The organism is Lachnospira pectinoschiza, assembly GCF_900103815.1.
GTDB classification, from domain to species: Bacteria; Bacillota; Clostridia; order Lachnospirales; family Lachnospiraceae; genus Lachnospira; species Lachnospira pectinoschiza_B.
Map to the genome: position 1 here is coordinate 184,134 of NZ_FNHZ01000003.1, position 19,215 is coordinate 203,348.

17 protein-coding genes are annotated in these 19,215 nt (G+C 36.0%); 1 reads left to right on the forward strand and 16 read right to left on the reverse strand.

Going from position 1 to position 19,215, the window contains the following annotated elements; translation table 11 throughout:
- Positions 1 to 80 precede the first annotated feature (80 nt).
- The 13 genes from BLQ66_RS06615 to BLQ66_RS06675 form a co-directional block, all read right to left on the reverse strand.
- Positions 81 to 2,465 carry a rhamnogalacturonan lyase family protein gene (locus BLQ66_RS06615; protein ID WP_074521492.1) on the reverse strand — a complete coding sequence of 795 codons (2,385 nt, stop codon included), beginning with the start codon at positions 2,463 to 2,465 and terminating at the stop codon, positions 81 to 83.
- 182 nt (positions 2,466 to 2,647) lie between these two features.
- The gene (locus BLQ66_RS06620) at positions 2,648 to 3,259 is read right to left on the reverse strand and encodes an HAD family hydrolase (RefSeq protein ID WP_027431677.1); all 612 of its coding nucleotides are present in this window, start codon (positions 3,257 to 3,259) and stop codon (positions 2,648 to 2,650) included.
- A 260-nt stretch (positions 3,260 to 3,519) separates the two neighbouring features.
- Positions 3,520 to 4,305 (reverse strand): CAP domain-containing protein, encoded by a 786-nt coding sequence (locus BLQ66_RS06625; RefSeq protein WP_074521493.1) that lies wholly within the window; start codon positions 4,303 to 4,305, stop codon positions 3,520 to 3,522.
- A 347-nt stretch (positions 4,306 to 4,652) separates the two neighbouring features.
- Positions 4,653 to 5,414, reverse strand: a complete 762-nt coding sequence (locus BLQ66_RS06630) for a hypothetical protein (protein WP_027431675.1) — start codon at positions 5,412 to 5,414, stop codon at positions 4,653 to 4,655.
- 209 nt (positions 5,415 to 5,623) lie between these two features.
- A complete protein-coding gene (locus tag BLQ66_RS06635) occupies positions 5,624 to 6,862 on the reverse strand; it encodes a threonine/serine exporter family protein (RefSeq protein WP_074521494.1) in 1,239 nt (412 codons plus the stop codon).
- Between the two features lie 28 nt (positions 6,863 to 6,890).
- Entirely contained in the window at positions 6,891 to 7,538 is a 648-nt protein-coding gene (locus tag BLQ66_RS06640) for a helix-turn-helix domain-containing protein (RefSeq protein ID WP_074521495.1), read from the reverse strand.
- Positions 7,504 to 8,196 (reverse strand): DUF3990 domain-containing protein, encoded by a 693-nt coding sequence (locus BLQ66_RS06645; protein WP_074521496.1) that lies wholly within the window; start codon positions 8,194 to 8,196, stop codon positions 7,504 to 7,506. The genes BLQ66_RS06640 and BLQ66_RS06645 overlap by 35 nt, the downstream gene beginning before the upstream one ends.
- Before the next feature lie 143 nt (positions 8,197 to 8,339).
- Positions 8,340 to 8,768 carry a Fe-S cluster assembly sulfur transfer protein SufU gene (gene sufU / locus BLQ66_RS06650; protein ID WP_074521497.1) on the reverse strand — a complete coding sequence of 143 codons (429 nt, stop codon included), beginning with the start codon at positions 8,766 to 8,768 and terminating at the stop codon, positions 8,340 to 8,342.
- Positions 8,758 to 9,999, reverse strand: a complete 1,242-nt coding sequence (locus BLQ66_RS06655; protein ID WP_143452986.1) for an aminotransferase class V-fold PLP-dependent enzyme — start codon at positions 9,997 to 9,999, stop codon at positions 8,758 to 8,760. Before BLQ66_RS06655 ends, sufU begins: the two co-directional genes overlap by 11 nt.
- A 34-nt stretch (positions 10,000 to 10,033) precedes the next feature.
- Positions 10,034 to 11,113, reverse strand: a complete 1,080-nt coding sequence (locus BLQ66_RS06660) for a SufB/SufD family protein (protein WP_074521498.1) — start codon at positions 11,111 to 11,113, stop codon at positions 10,034 to 10,036.
- A 10-nt stretch (positions 11,114 to 11,123) separates the two neighbouring features.
- Entirely contained in the window at positions 11,124 to 12,533 is a 1,410-nt protein-coding gene (gene sufB, locus BLQ66_RS06665; RefSeq protein ID WP_074521499.1) for a Fe-S cluster assembly protein SufB, read from the reverse strand.
- A 14-nt stretch (positions 12,534 to 12,547) separates the two neighbouring features.
- Positions 12,548 to 13,291 carry a Fe-S cluster assembly ATPase SufC gene (gene sufC / locus BLQ66_RS06670; protein WP_074521500.1) on the reverse strand — a complete coding sequence of 248 codons (744 nt, stop codon included), beginning with the start codon at positions 13,289 to 13,291 and terminating at the stop codon, positions 12,548 to 12,550.
- 12 nt (positions 13,292 to 13,303) lie between these two features.
- Positions 13,304 to 13,744, reverse strand: coding sequence for a winged helix-turn-helix transcriptional regulator (locus BLQ66_RS06675; protein WP_074521501.1), 441 nt, complete (start codon positions 13,742 to 13,744; stop codon positions 13,304 to 13,306).
- Positions 13,745 to 14,043: 299 nt separating this feature from the next.
- On the opposite strand from BLQ66_RS06675, the gene BLQ66_RS06680 reads away from it, so the two are divergent.
- A complete protein-coding gene (locus BLQ66_RS06680) occupies positions 14,044 to 15,393 on the forward strand; it encodes an MATE family efflux transporter (protein WP_074521502.1) in 1,350 nt (449 codons plus the stop codon).
- 139 nt (positions 15,394 to 15,532) lie between these two features.
- On the opposite strand, the gene BLQ66_RS06685 is transcribed toward BLQ66_RS06680, so the two are convergent.
- Genes BLQ66_RS06685 through BLQ66_RS06695 form a run of 3 tightly spaced genes read right to left on the reverse strand, consistent with a single transcriptional unit; the run spans position 15,533 to position 18,943 of the window.
- Positions 15,533 to 17,656: a hypothetical protein gene (locus BLQ66_RS06685; RefSeq protein WP_074521503.1), complete on the reverse strand. Its 2,124-nt coding sequence runs from the start codon at positions 17,654 to 17,656 to the stop codon at positions 15,533 to 15,535.
- Between the two features lies 1 nt (position 17,657).
- Positions 17,658 to 18,551: an ABC transporter ATP-binding protein gene (locus BLQ66_RS06690; RefSeq protein ID WP_074521504.1), complete on the reverse strand. Its 894-nt coding sequence runs from the start codon at positions 18,549 to 18,551 to the stop codon at positions 17,658 to 17,660.
- A complete protein-coding gene (locus BLQ66_RS06695; RefSeq protein WP_242869332.1) occupies positions 18,548 to 18,943 on the reverse strand; it encodes a GntR family transcriptional regulator in 396 nt (131 codons plus the stop codon). The genes BLQ66_RS06690 and BLQ66_RS06695 overlap by 4 nt, the downstream gene beginning before the upstream one ends.
- Positions 18,944 to 19,215 lie beyond the last annotated feature (272 nt).

The window sequence follows — 19,215 nt, forward strand, 5'->3', positions numbered from 1 at the left end:
AAACTTGTACAAAGTTCTTATTCTAATTCTTAATAAAGCCCTTAATAAGAATCTTTTCCTATAGGTTTTAATTTAAAGCCCTAGTTTGAAACCTCCACTAATCGCCAATCCTGACAGTTATAGCCATTCATTGAATACTCCTGTACATTTGCACCAGAAGAAGTTGAGCCGTTAGCGATTTCAATAACTGACTTATCAGCAGAAGCCTTTGTGTAAATCTTATAGCTTCCGTCTGAGTTTTTTGAAAACTTAAATAGCTGAGCATCGCTGTCAGTATCTGTATAAATCTGAATGTTAGTACCATTAGAAGCACTATTATAAGCAACGTCAAGTAGATATGTGCTTCCGTCTCCTAAACAGCTGTAAATGTAGTAATAACCACTACCGCCGTACTTAACCTTCCAAGTATTATAGGCACCAGCGCTATATGCTCCCCACTGGTCAACATTTGTACCAGCTGCTGCAGTTCCGTTTTGAACCTCTAAGTAGAGGCCAGAGTTTACATTTTGAATCATGTAAGTCTTTGACTGGTCAATAGCTGAAGCGGATACTGTTGATGAGCTTGAGCTAGAGCCGGAGCTTGATCCTGACTTTGCTCTTACTGATACCTTTGGCCAAGTTGGAAGGCTTGCATCAGAACCTAGATAGAAGCTTGTGTGTGCTGGCTGGTTATAGCCAACATTTTGTCCTGCCACCTGATTTCTATACTGTGGGTCCTGCATTAGAGTTGTAATTCTATAATCTGTGTCATAAGGTGTTTCATAAATTCTAATGGCGCTACCATCTGCAGTCTGCCAAATAACTTCTTCTCTCCAGTCGCCAAAAATATCTGCGCAAAGACAAGGTGTTGCCTTAGTTGAGTTATTAGAAGCTATTTCACTACTTGAGAATAAAGTACTAATCTTAGAGCTACTTATATATTTAGTAATCTTAGTTCCGTCTAGCAATTCATTTTCCAAATCCCCATCCCAGTAGCAAAGGAAGTTTACTGAAGGGCGGTTTATGGCAATACTTGTGCCTGATGAATTGTAAACGTTAGAAGATGCAGTTGAGAAAAATTCTGCTCCGTAGTTGCCGGCATAGATATTACCTGCAAGGGCTCTACCTGTGTCTGCGCTGGCATTGTAGTGGAAAATCTGCTTACCAGTCTTGGCATCTAGTAAAGATACGCCGTAGGGCTTTTCCTCGTGACAAGTCCAAACTTCAAGGCCTGCTCTATTTGGAAGGAAATCACCTACATGAAGGGCATCGCCGTGGCCAAGCTTTGTGCACCACTTAATACTGCCATCATCATCCAGACAAAGGCCACCAAAGATAAGCTCCTGCTTGCCATCACCATCTACATCAGCTGGCATACAGTTATGATTACCATTACCTGCTGCGTAGGAATTGGCAGAATCATTAGTATCAAAAGTCCAACGAAGCTTTAACTTCTTATTAACTACATCATAGGCTGTAGCTGTCATTCTTGTGTAATAGCCTCTACAAGTAACTGCAGTAGGATGATCAGAGTCAATATACATAACAGCCCCAAGAAAACGGTCCACTCTGTTTCCATAAGAATCACCCCAGCTCTTTACGCTGCCTCTTGCTGGTGTGTAATTTACTGTATCTAAAACTGCTCCTGTCTGGCCATCAAAAAGTGAGTAATACTCTGGACCTGAAAGAATATAGCCCTTGGAATTTCTGTAGTCTGCGCTGGCATTTCCAATTACATTGCCCTTGCCATCCTTTGTGCCATCGGCTGTCTTACAAGTCATTTCTGCCTTGCCATCCCCATCAAAATCAGCTACTAAAAACTGAGTATAATGAGCGCCGGCTCTAATATTTTTACCTAAATCAACTCTCCAAAGTCTTGTGCCATCTAGCTTATAGCAATCGATGTAGACATTGTCTGTCTTTCCTGACTGAGAGTTATCCTTTGAATTAGATGGGTCCCATTTTAAAAATATTTCATAAGTTCCATCTCCATCAACATCCCCAACAGATGCGTCATTTGGAGTATAGCCAGAGCCTGGCTTATCAAGCTTTAACTCTAAGTAGGACTTATCTGATTTTACCACTGGTGAATCAGTGGATTTTTTTACGTTATTTACATAAGTATCTACTCTGTAGTTTGAGTTAGCATTTCCATTCTTATCAATATAGCAAGTTGCATCCCCTGCGTTACTCGTATATATGAGAGAATTGTCTCTATACAATTTAAATACTGTGTTTGAAGAGTCACTTGCTAGCATACGCCAGCTTACAATCATGCCTGAACCTGTGTTGAATGCTGTTACACCCCTGTTTAAGTATTCAACCGTTACTGCGCTGCTTGTAGCAGCCTCTGTTTTTGTAGTATTTGCTACTGTTCCAAGCAATCCGCCAAAAAGCATGCTTGTTACCGTTAAACTAGCCATAAATAAAGATGCTAGCTTTTTGGTCCCCCTAGACCTAGGCTTAAGTCTCATAAATTTTGCCATAATACCTCCTAAGTATCTAAACATTAATTACGTTAGTCAATTTGCAGACCCCCTTTGACCAACATCTTTATAATATTTAATTATTAAAATTTCTTCAATAGTACCTTGAACCTATAAAAAAGGCATTATACCTATATTTCTAGGTATAATGCCTATAAAGTCACACTTTTGTTTTAGATTTTTTAGCAAGCAATTAACTCTTCTAGTAAATCCACTAGCTGTTCCTTAGATTCAATAACCACGCTATCCATGCCAGCCTTAATTGAGCCCTCAACATTTTCCTTTCTATCATCAAGGAAAAGACATGTGCTTGGATCTAATTCGTATTTATTAAAAAGTGCCTGATAAATTGCTAAATCCGGCTTTAATTCATGCACCATATAAGAAACCATCTTGCCATCTACATAATTCCAAAAGCTAGCGTCCTTTGCATGAGAATCAAGAAGGTCCTTTGAATAGTTTGATAAAATGTAAATGCCATAGCCCTTAGACTTTAACTGTCTTACAAGCTCCCATACATCTTCTCTTTTAACTCTCATAAGATGAGCATTAGTAAAAAACCAGTCTAAAATGTCAGCATCCTTAGGATATTTCTTCTTATAAGTATCAACAATCTCCTCATAAGTCATAACCCCTCTATCAAACTCAAGCCATAACTTATCTGTAAAAATTCTTGGTCCAAACTCTTCTACTCTTTCCTTATCAAGACCGTAATCATCTGTTAGCATCTCCTGCCATCTATAGCCCATTAATACATTACCTATATCAAATACGATATTCTTATACTTCTTCATATTCTTCCTCCCTTTGCAAATGTATTAATATTTTCCACGAAAACAAAAATAGTGTCAAGTAAAAGACGTGTCAAGGTGGGGTTTCTGCCATGCGGATAAACTTCGTCCGCACCCAGGCTTGCCACTCGTGACACGTCTTCATTATTCAATGAAACCCTTTAATTAGCTTTCATAAAGCTCTAAACAGGCCATTTAGACCTTGGGGAACCGTAGGGCTTCACTATGAACTTAATATCGGGTCATATTAAATTGTCAAAAAATTAATTCATAAATATAGCCACCCAATAGTAATTACCTTCACTATCCTGGGCTACTCCAACACCCACTCTGGTGTATTTAGAGGAAACTAAAACATTATAATGAGATGGAGATCCTATCCATCCATCAACAATTCCACTAGGACTTGTTTGGTATCTTCCCATCACTTCACCAAACGATCCTGCTAAACCATAATATGATGCAATCGTTGATGCTTTACTGCCATTCGGCCTCATGTGATGTCCTGTTGTGGAATCCACAACAAAGAAGTTATTAACAGCATTCTCATAGGCTCTATGACAAGCTGCTAAGGTAATAGTCTGATCTAAGCTTACAGCCCCAAGTCCTTGGCTCGCTCTAAGATCATTAATTAAACTATAAACTTCATTAATATATGAACTATAAGTTGATGCATTCGCCTTAGCTTGTGCAGCATACGCAGCGTCTCCTGAAAGCACCTCACTTGTCGTCTCTTCTGTAAGGGCCTCTGTTGGCTGTGTAGTTGCCTCTTCTGTCACAGCAGCTACTGTTGCTGTTGTTGTTTCTTCTACATAACTCTCAGTTTCAAGCTCCTGAGTTGTAATTTCTTCAGTAACCTCTTCTACAGTTGTTTCTGTATAGCTTTCCGTTTCAATCACATCCTCTACATTAGCTGCTAAATCCTGATTAGCATTTGATTGAAAAAAATTAGGATTTACACTGGCAAAAACAGCAATTCCTCCAGCAATTACAACAATCGAGCTTGCTAATGCAATTGAAAGTTTCTTTCCAAACTTCTTCTTTAACATCTCTTTACTCTCTCCCATCCCTATTATATTAAATTTTAGCCCGTCTTTAATGTAGGTTTATATTACACCCACTCTATGTGGATGTCAACTAAAAATTTAGTACCCTGGTACTAGTCCTATTTTGAAATTAGTACCTTCATAAAGAGGAAGAAATCCTTTATTTATGCCTGTTTAAACCTAATTTTTCGTGTTGATAAACTCCGAATATATAAAGTATTGTATTAAAAATAGTACCTGCTATAGTCAAATTTCACAATAACTTTTTAGGGGTAAAAAAAGGAACGACAAAATAGCAAAACCTGATGTCGTTCCCTTATAATTTTATTCATTTTTATATTCATTTATATCTAATTACTTTTTCTAAAATCATGCATGTAGGCCACAAATAAAATATAGATTAAAAGCAATGAAAATAATCCGCAGGAAATTGATCCATACATAAGATAATTCATTGATACAATCATTACACTAGATGCTACAAGCATAATCATTCTTGTTAGATTCACTAATTCAAAGAAGGCTAAAAAGGACTTCTTCTTACTATAGTGAGGTTCCATCATAGGGGCAAGTAATGCCCAGGCAACCGTTGCAATCTCAAGGCCAAACACGTTGTTTATTTCCCTATTTATCACATATCCCCATGTCATTACAAGGATAAATGTAGCAATAAAATAGATAGTCTTTAAAACTCTTGCCCTCTTAATATTCCTAACAGCTTCTTTTAACTCAACGCATGCGCCATATAAATTAATATTTCTTATTTCTTCCTTAGTTAGACAGGAATTAAGATTAATTACACCTGTCTCATCTGACTTTAACTTATATAATGCCGCTTTGATTTTACGTTCTGAAACTTCTTCAAGGCCAATAATCACATTGGCAAATCTGTTAAAAAAGGCGATCTTCTTATCTGAGCAAGAATCTAAAATCTCGTCTAAGTGATCAATCATTAATTCACTTAAACCAGATTCATCTGAAAGATTTAGCAAAATATCGTCGAGGTTGTCATCAGATGTATCTGCACCTATTTCTTTGACCTTTCGCTTAAAGTAGTTTACTACTTCCAATATACGGCTGTTATAATCCAGTAATTCTTCCGCTGAATTCATAATACCCCCATTCTATTGGATGTAAGCCACCTCCCCATGCTACCCCAATTAGTTTTATTTAATTCCCACGATTGTTGTACATTTATTATACAACAAATTTCCCCAAAAAACTTGTATATAATAAAAACAACACCTTCTAAACTTTGACTCAAATCAAGATTTAGAAGGTGTTAACGTATTTATCAAATCGCAAAATCAACATCTTGTATCTAACGATCTCTTTTTAAAACAAATCTTTTTGTAAGACCTCTTTCATCTAATCGTTTTGTAATTACATCTGCTACTGCAGTAACAATTATTACACCGGCTGCTATACCAAAGGAGATAAGAATTGTTCTTATTCCAAAGGATGAAAAACCTGGCCAATCCCCTGATACTGCCTTTCTAAGGGTTCTATATAAAAGACCTCCTGGCACCATAGGCACAATTCCTGGCACTAAAAATACGGTAACAGGACATTTGTAAACCCTTGCCAAAAATTCTGCAACAATTGTAATAGCTGCGGAGGCGATTATATAAGAAAGGAATTCCATCACTCCAAAGTTTTGTAAAATAATAGCTACTGCCCAAGCAAAGGCGCCTCCTAGGGTTCCCGGTAAAATATGCTTATAATCAAGGTTAAACCAAAGGGTAATACCAAGAGTTCCACCTAGGGCTGAAAAAATTGTAACCCACATATTCACATCACTTCTTACCTCTGAACTTGTTGTACAAAGAGCAAATCCAAAGGCGATTCCAAGACAGAGAATAATAGATTCCACACTTCTTAAAAGACCAGTAATAGTCTCACCAGAAAACATATCTCTAATGGAATTAGTAAAGGCAAGACCTGGCACAAAAGGCATAATATTACCCATACTTACTGCCGCTGCATTAAGGGGAATTCCAAGAGAATTTGGAATATCTGCTAATAAACCACCGGCAAAACTACATATAAGAATTGCATAGTAATTATTAAGACTTAAGCTTAAAAGATAGCTATAAACCACTCTTAGAACTGCACCAAGAAGGGCAGAATACAAAGCTTCTACTATATTACCTCCAAAGAAAATGCAAAAGAAACCCGAAACTAATGCCCAGGCCACAGCTAATTTAAATAGTGACACATCTGCCTTTTCATTGATCTTATCTAGTCTTTCTCTAAATTCTTCAAGTTTTACATAATTACCACAGACACATCTAGATAGGTTATTTAACTGGGATAATTTATGCATGTCGTAATCTTGTCCCGGCACTCTTCTTGTCTGAGTAACCACTCTGTCATCATCTGTTTGAACTGTAACTATTAAACAGGAAGTAATTCCTAAAATATCTACTTTTTTTGCGCCGTAAGCATAACAAATTCGGCTAACAGTTGATTCTACTCTGCTTACCTCTCCGCCTGCCACGTACAAGCTCTCTCCCAAATCAAGAGCACATTTTACAATCTGTTCCCATCTATTTGCCATAACAACTAACCTCTTATAAGCTTGCGCATTATCTTTCTAATATATCTTCAACATCACAGGCAAGGGCCTTAGCTAAATTAAGAATTGTAGCCACACTTGCCTTATTTATATCATTCTGACGTTGTTCATAGAGCTGAATCATTCTATAAGTAACCTCTGATTCATTGGATAATTGCCTCTGGGACATCCCTCTTGCCTTTCTAATTTTGGCAAGATTAGTAGTTTTATCTCTTCTCTTTTGACTAATAATTTTATTAGCTTCTTTCACGAATTCTTCTACGTCTTCATCATGGAGTCCGTCGTACAAGGACAATATCTTCTCTATTGTAAGCCCTCGATTGAAAATGTCAACAAATCTTAGAGAACTTTTCCATTGAAAATATGCCAAGGCCCAACCAGTCCAATATTCCGCCTCGTCAAAGTTCTTATTTCTTGGCTTAATTGCCTGTATATCCTTGCCTTGCTTTAGTAAAACTGTATCTACTAATTCCACTCCTGACATACCAGTTATATACTTTGGATTTCCGATTTCAAACTGTCTAGCAATGCCGGTCTCAATAAAACTAATTAAGAACTCATCCCCATCAATTCCTAAATCATATATAGCATAATCAAACATATCCCCAAGATTACACATTGCGTCATCCAAGTATGTATCGTTGTAGGCATTCATCATTGGATTTCCACCCCTTTTCCACTATATCGTTAATATAGAGCTTAAGTCCGTCGTCCTCCTCACTTATAGACTTAGTAAATTCCTCTCTAAACTTCATATCTCTGGCTATTTTTTTAGGATAATAAATCTCCTTATTTGCGAAGCTAGCCTTTTTAAATTCTAATAAATCGTAGACTTTCTTAGTTCTAAGTAAAAGTTGAATTCCATTTTTGCCTAAATCCATAGACTTATAAAAATTTTCAAGGGAAATATCATTATTAAGAAAAGCATTAGTGATGGCAAAGTAAGAATCATCAGCTCTGTAGCCTCTTACGATGTCACATTTCCAATAATCCACATAGAAATTATCTAAAATGTACTTTCTAGCCCTTATAGCATCCTCGCCATTTATCCTAAACTGTCTATTCTCAAGGACTATTGCCATCCAATTAAAAATGTTATACTCACCGGAATTTAAATCTAGAAAATTAATGCCCTCACCCTTTAAATTGATTTCAAACTCACTAACAAAGCCATTAGTTTTGTTTTGACAGGCCCATTCTTTAGTAATCTCCATCTCTTGTGAACAATAAAAGCCCTGACCAAAATCATTAAAAATAAAGCCTTCTCCCCAGACAGGCTTCTTTATAATACGTTCGGCACCATGGTATAGTTTCATAAAACACCCTCTTATTTAATTTTAATCACGAAAAAACCATCGTTAAAACGATGTATATACTTTAAGTATATTATATCGTCTAAACGATGGTTTGTAAACTTATTCTATAATTTTTATTTTAATGGATTTGTATGTTTATTCTGTTACTCTGTCTCGAACATCTCTTCAAGAGTGTGCCATGAAAGCACTGCACACTTAACTCTAGCTGGCATATGGGAAATATCCTGTAGAGCACCGGCTTCCTCTAAGCTTTCGATTTCCTCAGGACTAGCCTCACCCTGAATCATCTTTAAGAAAATGTTAGCATAGTTTAGGGCTTCCTCCTTAGTCTTATCTAAAACTAAGTCGATCATCATATCTGCACTAGCCTGGGAAATAGCGCATCCATCCCCTACAAAGCCTGCATCTACGATTTTGTCATTCTCTAGCTTAAGCTTTAAAGTAATCTCATCACCGCAAGAAGGGTTTACGCCCTTAAGTTCTAAGTTTGCACCCTCTATATCATGCTTGTGAAAGGGATTAATATTATGCTCTGTTAAAATTTCATTATAAAAACTTCTATTATTCTCCATAACCTAATTTACCTCTAATCTGTGATAGGGCATCGATAAATCTATCGATATCCGCTTCATTATTATAAAAACCAAGACTGGCTCTTGTTGTTGAATTAAGACCTAGATATTTTGTAAGAGGCTGAGCGCAGTGATGTCCTGCTCTAACCATTACATCTAGGGAATTCATAATTTCTGATACATCATGTGGATGGCAACCATCAATTGTAAAGGTTAAAATGCCATGATGATCGGCAGGATCTTGTGAACCCACTATGTTAACATGAGGGATTGCTTTCATTTTCTCAAAAGCATAAGCTGTCAACTGATTCTCTCTTTCCTCAATATAGTCAAATCCTACTTTATTCATATAGTCAATGGCTGCATGCAAACCTACAGCACCACTGGCATTAACAGTACCTGCTTCAAACTTATGTGGAAGCTCTGCATATGTAGCCCCTTCAAGAGTTACATATTCAATCATTTCTCCCCCGTAGAGGAAAGGTGGCATTTTCTCTAATAATTCTTCTTTTCCATAAAGAACGCCAATGCCCATAGGCGCTAGCATCTTATGGCCTGAAAATGCTAAGAAATCAACATCTAAATCCTTAACATCTACCTTCATATGAGGTACAGACTGGGCTCCATCACAGACAAATACTGCTCCATTTTCATGGGCAAGCTTTGCTAGAGCCTTAATATCATTCTTTATACCAAGTACATTTGAAACTTGAGTAATAGCAACTAATTTTGTGTTTTTTGTAATGGCTTTTGCTAACACATCTACTGTGATAGCGCCATTTTCATCAATATCAAGATATTTAATCTTAGCACCTGTAGCCTTGGCAACTTCCTGCCAAGGAAGCATGTTAGAGTGGTGCTCCATAATGGAAACAAGGATTTCATCTCCTTCTTTTAAGAAGGCCTTGCCATAGGAATTGGCTATTAAATTCAAACTCTCTGTAGCATTTCTTGTAAATACAATTTCGGAAATCTTTCCGGCATTGATAAATTTTCTTACTGCTTCCCTTGCATCCTCATAGGCGTCAGTAGCCTTAACGGATAGGTCGTATAAACCACGGAGAGGATTAGCATTTGACTCCTCATAATAGTTTTTAACTGCTTCAATTACCTGTCTTGGTTTCTGCGATGTTGCTGAATTATCAAGATAGGAAGCACTATCATTAATAATAGGGAAATCTTTTCTTAAACTAGCACCAATATTTTTTAATTCTTCCAATGTATAGCCCATACTCTAACACTCCTTCTTCTTTAAAACTAGCCACTTACTCAATAAAGGATAGCCACTTAGTCTTTATTTCTTCATCTGAAATCTTTGCTACAACTGACTCAAGTCTAGCCTTTGCAAGCATTTCATAAATATCTTCTTCTTTAATACCTCTAGACTTTAGATAGAATAATTCCTCCTCATCTAGCTGACCAATAGTTGCACCATGATCACCTTCCACGTCCTCTTCATCACAAAGGATAAGTGGAATTGTCTGATTTATAACTCCATCATCTAAAAGTAAAACGTCTTCTAATTCCTGACCCTTTGAAGCCACGCAACCCTTGATAAAATCAATAGTTCCTCTAAAAATCTTAAAGGCCTCATCTCTTAAAATACCCTTTACATTAAGAGTACTATCTGTCTTCTTACCTGTCTGGAAAGCTACAAAATTCATGTCTAATCTATCTTTGTTATCTACAAGATAGCCAACTTCAGCATGAAACTCTGCTGCATCTCCTACTAGATTTGCTCTAGAACCTAGGTAAGTTTTAGCAGTCTTTAATATCACTTCCTGTAAATTCACTACTGACTTTTCAGCCTGCATAGTTCCAATGTCATTAATAAATGTAACTCCCGCTCCAAGTCTTTGAAGCTGGATAAATTCTAGGCTTGCGCCCTCTTCTAAAATAAATTTTGTCTGAACTGCAAGGAAAGCCTTTGCCTCCTCACTACTTTCAAACTCTTCAATTACCTTTGCCTTACAGCCTTTCTTAACTGTAATTTCAAATGCTGATGCCCAGTTTGATTTATCCACTGCCTTAAAGGAAAATAAAAGTGTATTTCCTGTATTCTCATTTATTTCATACTGGTTAAGACTAATGTTATTCTCGCAAAGAAGCTTGTCTAAATCTGGACCAACACCAGTTACATTAACTCCATTCTTAGCGGCAAGTCTCATTGCCTGATTGTCTCTTGCATCTATATTAAGGCCTTTGTGCTGGCCAAGTTCACATTCTATATTGTTGGCTCTGCTAACAGTGAAACTTGCGTTTGTAAGCTTTGGAACTGTTAGAATTTCAGTGCCATTCATTTTAAGATAATTCCAGGTTTCAGCTGGCAAATGATTTATATACATGGGTCCCTCCTTATCCTATAGTACCAATCATCTCTAATCGGATGAGATTGTTCATTTCTACGGCATACTCTAGTGGTAACTCTTTTGATACATTATCTGCGAAGCCACTTACGATTAGAGCTCTTGCATCTTCTTCAGATAAACCACGTGACATTAGGTAAAATACTGTATCATCGCTGATGCTACCAATCTTAGCTTCATGTCCTACATCTGCGTCCTTAGTTCTAATATCCATTGCTGGAATTGTATCTGAACGAGATTCGCTATCAAGCATTAAAGAAGCACAGCTAATTGATGACTTAGCATTTTTAGCCTTTGGATTAATATTTACAGAACTTCTAAATGTATTGCCACCGCCGGACTTTGAAATTGATCTTGTATTAACATAGCTCTTTGTATTAGGGCCGTTGTGAATTACCTTACAGCCTGTATCTAAGTCCTGTCCTGCACCTGAGAAAGTAACCCCTGTAAATTCAGAGCTTGCACCGTCTCCCTGAAGTACTGAAGTTGGATAAAGGTAAGATACATGTGAACCAAAGGAACCGGAAATCCACTGAATTGTACCGCCATCCTGAACTAAGGCTCTCTTAGTATTTAGGTTGTACATATTCTTTGACCAGTTCTCAATAGTTGAGTAACGAAGCTTTGCATTTTTACCAACAAATAATTCAACACAACCTGCATGTAAATTGGCCACGTTGTACTTTGGTGCTGAACACCCTTCTATAAAGTGAAGGTCTGCGCCCTCATCTACAATAATTAAAGTATGTTCAAACTGACCTGCACCTGGAGCATTAAGTCTAAAGTAAGACTGTAGAGGAATCTCTACCTTGACTCCCTTTGGAACATAAACAAAGGAACCACCTGACCAAACTGCCCCGTGAAGGGCTGCAAACTTGTGGTCTGTTGGAGGAACTAACTTCATAAAATGTTCCTTAATCATATCTGCATATTCACCATGCATTGCCGACTCTAAGTCTGTGTAGATAACGCCTGCCTCAGCAACTTCCTTCTTAATATTGTGATAAACAAGCTCTGAGTCATACTGGGCACCTACACCCGCTAAGGATTCACGCTCTGCCTGAGGAATTCCTAATTTTTCAAATGTATCTTTGATCTCTGTTGGAACATCCTTCCAATCAGCCATCATCTTATTATCTTTAGGACGAACATAAGTAACGATGTTATCCATGTTAAGGCCATCAATTGCTGGGCCCCACTGTGGGAATGGTGTATCATTAAAAATCTTAAGAGACTTAAGTCTTAAATCAAGCATCCATTCTGGATCATTCTTCTCTTTAGATATCTGACGAACAATCTCTTCTGATAGGCCGCCATCTAATCTAAAAGCGTCTTTATCTTCATTTCTAAAATCGTAAAGACTTCTATCTATATCTTCAACGTATGTCTTTTCCTTCATAGCTTCCTACCTTTCTAGTTAATATATTTTTCAAATCCTTCCTTGTTGATTTCATCAACTAATGATGCATCGCCTGACTTAACGATCTTTCCATCAACTAAGATATGTGTGTAATCAACATCTAAGGAATCAAGGATTCTTGTGCTGTGAGTAATAATAATTAAAGCTCCGCCTACCTTCTCCTTGTAAGCCTTAATACCTTCAGATACAGTCTTTACTGCATCCACATCAAGACCTGAATCAGTTTCATCAAGGATTGCAAGATTTGGCTTTAGCATAAGGAGCTGTAAAATCTCAGCCTTCTTCTTCTCACCACCGGAAAATCCTACATTTAAATCTCTGTTAGCATATGAAGGATCCATAGATAATAACTTCATTGAGCTTTCAAGATCCTTTCTAAAATCCCATAATCTAATTCTTCCACCGTTTCTATTCTGGTAAGCATTACGAATAAAGTTAGAAAGTGTAATACCCGGAACCTCAATTGGATTCTGGAAAGATAAGAACATACCCTTCTTAGCAATCTCATCTGTTCCTGCCTCTGTAATATCCTCACCATTAAAAATAATCTGTCCTGCAATCTTCTCATACTTTGGATTGCCCATTAAAACATTACCAAGGGTAGACTTACCAGCACCGTTAGGTCCCATGATTACGTGAGTCTCACCTTCATTAATTGTTAGATTTAAACCATGTAAAATCTCATTATCTTCAACTCTTGCTGATATATCTTTTACTTCTAATATCTTGTTAGCCATTCTAGTTCCTCCTTAATTGGCATTTTTTAAATCTGTATCAATAACCATATTAGCTAAGCAACTTGTTCTATCAGCCTTAACAGCTTCCTCAAGTCTTTTTTGGGCTGCCTCTAAATTGCCTTTAGCTTCTATCTTAAATTGTTCCATAGACCACTTTCTTATAATGTCTAGGATTGGAAGAGTTGACTCACCCTTTGGAGTTAAAGAATACTCAACTCTTGGTGGAATCTCTCCGTATTGCTTTCTCTCAACGATATTCTCCTGCATTAATTCCTTTAAAGTAGATGCAAGCATTCCATCAGTAATTTCTGGCATCTCTTCTCTTAACTGGTTGTAACGAAGAGTTCCTTTATCATTTAATACGCAAATTACTCTTGCCTTCCACTTGCCTCCGAAAACCTGTAATCCATATTCAATTGGGCAATAAATACTTTGTTTCTTATCTTCTTTCATACACACCTCGTTAATCCTCATAAATTAATTGTTACTTTTATAATACATAGGCTCGTAGTATAATGAACTCGCCTAATTTGAATGGATTATAACACTACACTATTAAATTTACAAGCTACTATTAAAAATAATAGTAATGGATTTTACTGGGTTTGTACCACTTTTCATTTTTCTTTTAGATAAATGTGTAAAGAAAGTCAGTATTTATCTATATTTGTTATAATGTTATTATTCATTACATTCATGAAAGGAGAAATATAAATATTTTCTAAAATCCAAGATTATATTTATACTAGACAATGACTAAAGATTTAACTAAGGGTAAAATTATGCCTCAGCTAATTAATTTTACTATTCCCCTAATTATTGGTAACATTTTCCAATTGACCTATAATGCCGTGGATAGCATTATTGTTGGTCGTTTCGTAGGACCGGAAGCCCTTGTGGCAGTAGGTACTGCAAACCCTATCACAACACTTATGATCAATCTCCTAAACGGACTTTGCATGGGTGCTGGTATCCTAATGGGCGTTCAATTTGGCGCTAAGGATTATAAGACTTTAAAAAGACAGATAAGTACCACAATGCTTGCAGGTCTCATTTTTTCAATTTTTATTAGCTTAGTGTGTATTGTAAATGCACCTCTAATTTTAAGATTGCTACAAATTCATGAGTCTGCCCTAGCTATGGGTATTAGCTATATGCGAATCGTTTTCCTAGGACTAATATTTACTTATGGCTATAACTTCCTATCAAGTACTCTAAGGGCTTTAGGCGATAGCACGACTCCACTCTACTTTTTGATTGCTAGTGCTATTATTAACATCCTTGGAGATTTGATTTTTGTTATTATCTTTAAAATGGGTAGCAACGGATGTGCTATTGCTACGGTTTTAAGTGAATTTCTTAGCGTAGTTTTCTGTCTTATTTACATAAAAAGAAAAGTGCCTATTCTAAACCTTGGACTTGCATGGTTTATCTTTGATAAGACACTACTTGCTAAGACAGTTAGTTACGGATGGGCTTCTGCTATGCAACAGGCCACAGTTCAGATGGGTAAGATTGTAATTCAGGCTATTGCCAATTCTATGGGTATTGCAGTTTCTGCTGCCTTTACAATTGTTAATAGAATCGATGACTTTGCCTATACTCCTGAGCAAAATATTGGTCATGCCATGACAAGCTTTATGGCACAAAACAGAGGGGCTAAAAACTACAAGCGAGTAAAATCAGGCTTCCTTAACGGCATGAAGCTAGAACTTATCTATGGAGTATTTATTTTACTTGTGTGTTACTTACTTGCAAATCCACTTATGATGCTATTTACCAAGGATGTCCTTGTTATAAAAGAAGGTGTTACATACCTTCATGTAATCGCCTTTTGCTATTTACTTCCTGCCATGACTAATGGAGTTCAGGGCTTCTTTAGAGGTATGGGAGATTTAAAGGTTACACTTATTAGTAGTTTCGTAAATATGTTTGTAAGAGTTATTGCTGTAAGTATTCTAGTATTTATATTTAATGCAGAAATTCTTTCCTTCCCTTATGGTTACTTAGTGGGTTGGATTGGTATGTTGCTTGCCGAAATCCCACTACTAATTAAGAATTTAAGAAATTGGGATAAGTTAGAGAGCATTGCTAAAGAATAGCTTACGCGGTGGATTGCTTACACTGCGTTCAATCTAAATTAAAAAGAACACCCCCTTACAGTCTTAGGATTTGGACTGTAAGGGGGTGCCTTTTTATGCGGATTATAAGATTTAGCAAATATTGTGCGAAAAATTCGCTCTAGTCTATTCGTACATAGAAATAATATTCTTCATCGCAATAGTAATTCTCATATTCAGAATCATAAACCATATGAGTTATGTTAAGCCCAATAAATTCATCATCTGAATCTACATTAGTAATTTCATTTCCATTTCGCAAAGCGTCAATGATTGCCTTTAGGTATTCGCCATCATTTTCCTCTAAATCCTCTAGATATAAAGCCTTTGACTCCATATCTTCATTTGCTGGAAATTTATAATCAGTAAAATAAATATCATAGTAACTGCTTGTATCAGACAAGTAATATTCATCATAAATATTATTAGTATCTGAGTTTAACACATAAGTTTCTAAAATGTCTGCAAGTCCGCTTCTTATTTCTTCCTGTTCATTTAAGTCTTCATTGCAGTAATTCATAACAAGAGCTAAAGCCTTTGGAGTATATTCCTGTGTTATAGGAATTATAACCTTATACTTCTTACCATTCTTTGAAAAATAGGCCTGAACATTAGTACTTGAGCCCTTTACTCTTGCTATATATACGTCTTTAAAATCTAATACCTTTAGTTCTTCCACTGCAGTCTGATATACATTTTTAATCTCTGTACTTGTAAGGTTATCAATTACTGAATCGTATTCAAAGCTAGCCTCATCCACATCTGGATATTTATCAAATGCTTTCTGATAATCTTTGTAATCTGCTAAGCTAGAAGCAATATTCTCTACGTCAGAATTAGTTAACCATACAATTCTCTTATTCTTAATAATTGAGCTATTAAACTGTACTTCAACTGCTGTATAACCCTCGTCTGTAATATAATAATTTCTTGTATCAGACTTTAAGGCCTTCTTTTTAGTTCGATTATATGCATCAATTAAAATATCAATAACCTCTTCATTAGTAATCTTGATATTTTCCGTAATTACGCCTGTGTATTCTGAAGCATCAAAGCTATAATTGTTGCCCACAATGGAAATGCTGACATTTTTCACATTATCAGTAGTTGGTGTGTAATTGTTAATATTCTTTACGGTCATGTTAATGCATAAAGAAATCCCAACTGTAACCACAATACCTACAATTAAACTTGGAATTGCCTTAATTATGCTTGCCACTCTCTTTGAAGCAATAAATTCATATATTCCAAGAATCACAACTGATATAAGGAAAGTTGCAACAATTTCCCAGAAGCTCTCAATACTGCGATCTAAATTAATAAATCTAGCAACGCTATAAACATTTAAGGCAACCACAATAGCAGCTCTAATGATAAATCTCACAACTCTGCTAATTGCGCCCTTTCCAGCGTATTCGCTCTTTCTTTTATTAAATGCAATTGCTCCAAGAACTAGATAAATAAGGCTTAAAAGAATGCTGTAAATATATGTTCCCGGATTAGAAACAATGTCTGCAAAACTATCAAAGCGGCCAACTCCTATAAATTTAAAGACAAAAGCCACATCAAAATTATAGATGTTATTTAAAAGGCCTGGAACCTCGCCAACTCTAAGTATTGTCTGAGTATTAATAAAACTAAAAACTATAGTAGTTATAAATCTTGGTAAAAATACAATTATGCCTGCAGTTAAAATGTTGCTAATTATATTTCCTGTTAAGGCACAGGCTAGTGCAAAGGCACAAAGGGCCTGAAAGCCATATATAAATAAAGATAAATGCATTAAAAGCATTCCGTTATAATCTACTAATAAATAGTCCTTATACAATATAAAGCTAACAAGCTGAACTAGCATGTTAACTAGTAATATTAAAAGAAGCCATGCCACTCCTGCCATAAATCTGCTTAAGTAAAGTGCAAGTCTAGTATATGGTAGGGAATGGTAAAAGTCTGATGAGGCTCTTTGATTTAAAAAATGCCACACTATAAGACTGAAAGCTATAACTAATAGTGGGATTAATACTACTAAAAATCTATTCTCATCAAGACCTGTAACAATAGCCTTTGAGTATTCATAATCTGCTTGTGTCTTTCCTAAATTATATCTTAATCTTTCTTGAATAAGATCAAAGACAATGGTGAAGGATATAAATAATACACCTATCATTCCAATTATTCCCACAGATTTTAACTGGCTAAAAGTCTGTTTAAATAAATTAAAACTAAAAATACGTTTATTATTCATATCACACCTCCAGAAAATCGTATCCCAGTTTTTCCATCTCGTAAATAAAGATTTCCTCTAGGGTTAGAGGTAATACATCAAGTAAAACCGGATTTAAGTCTCTTAAGCTACTTACTACAATTTCCTTCTCGCCATTAATAATAATATTGGCAACTGAGCCTCTTTGAGAGTAACTTACAATATCAAAGTCACTAAACTTTTCTCTATCAAACTCCTCCTTAAAGGCAATCTGAACCTTAAATTTATGAGTCTTTAACTCAATAATGTCACTATCAACCACTAAGCTGCCTTTATGTAATAAAACCAAATGGTCACATATATCTTCTAACTCTCTAAGTGAATGGGAAGTAATAATGACTGTTGCATTCTTATCTGCCACTATTTCGCACATTTTCTTCTTAACAAACTTTCTAACAACTGGGTCAAGGCCATCAAAGGTCTCATCAAATAGTAGATAGTTTGCTCCTGTGGAAAGGGCAAGGACAATGGCTGCCTGTCTTCTCATACCCTTAGAGTAATGTCCTATATTCTTATTAATATCTAATTTAAAATCTATTATTAACTCATTAAATAAGTCTTTATCAAAATTATCATATACAGAGGCGTAGAACTTAGCCATGCGCTTTAAATCAGCGCCAGGAAAGAAAAACAACTCATCTCCCACTAATACAACATTTCTTTTTACTTCTGGATTATTGTAAATAGCCTGACCGTCGTAGAGTACATCTCCTTCGTCTGCTTCATATATACCTGCTAATATTCTTAATAATGTGGATTTACCAGCCCCATTAGAACCAACCATTCCGTATATGCTTGAATCATTAATACAACTACTAATATTATCTAATGCCTGAAAGCGATCAAATTTCTTAGACACTAACTTTAATTCAATCATCCATACACCTCCTCGATTATCTTCATAATCTCTTGCTTAGCTACTCCTGCCAACTTCATCTCACCAATTATATCTTTAAGATCTGCTGCCTGTTCCCTCTTGTCGTTCCCTACTATGTCCATTGCATTCTCAGATATAAAAGATCCCTTTCCAGGTACCGAAGCTATCAAGCCCTTTCTATCAAGTTCGGCGTAAGCTTTTTGGATTGTATTCGGATTGATGCTTAATTCCCCAGACAAACTTCTTACAGAAGGCATCTTGTCCCCAGCTTTCATTACTCCTGTAAGTACCATTGTCTCTACTTGCTCAATTAGTTGTTCATATACTGGTGTACGAGACATTGCATCAATAATAAACATTCTCTGCCTACCTTTCATATACTTACCTTTCATATATGTCTTTAGTTTATCTTCATGTTACAAAATCCAATACTATATTAGTTAATGCTACATATTATTCTTTATTGTTTCTTGATGCTTTTTAAAAATGTGAAAATATAAAATGAAAATTATCTTCTAAAATTTACCACAGTTTCTGGTAAATTGTAATTCTTTTTTAAAAAATCAGCACCCTAATAGTTATTCTTGTTTTGGGATAAAGGTTAGATAACATATATATTGTAGCATCCGTTATGGTAAATGCATTATCGGGTGCCGATTTTTAG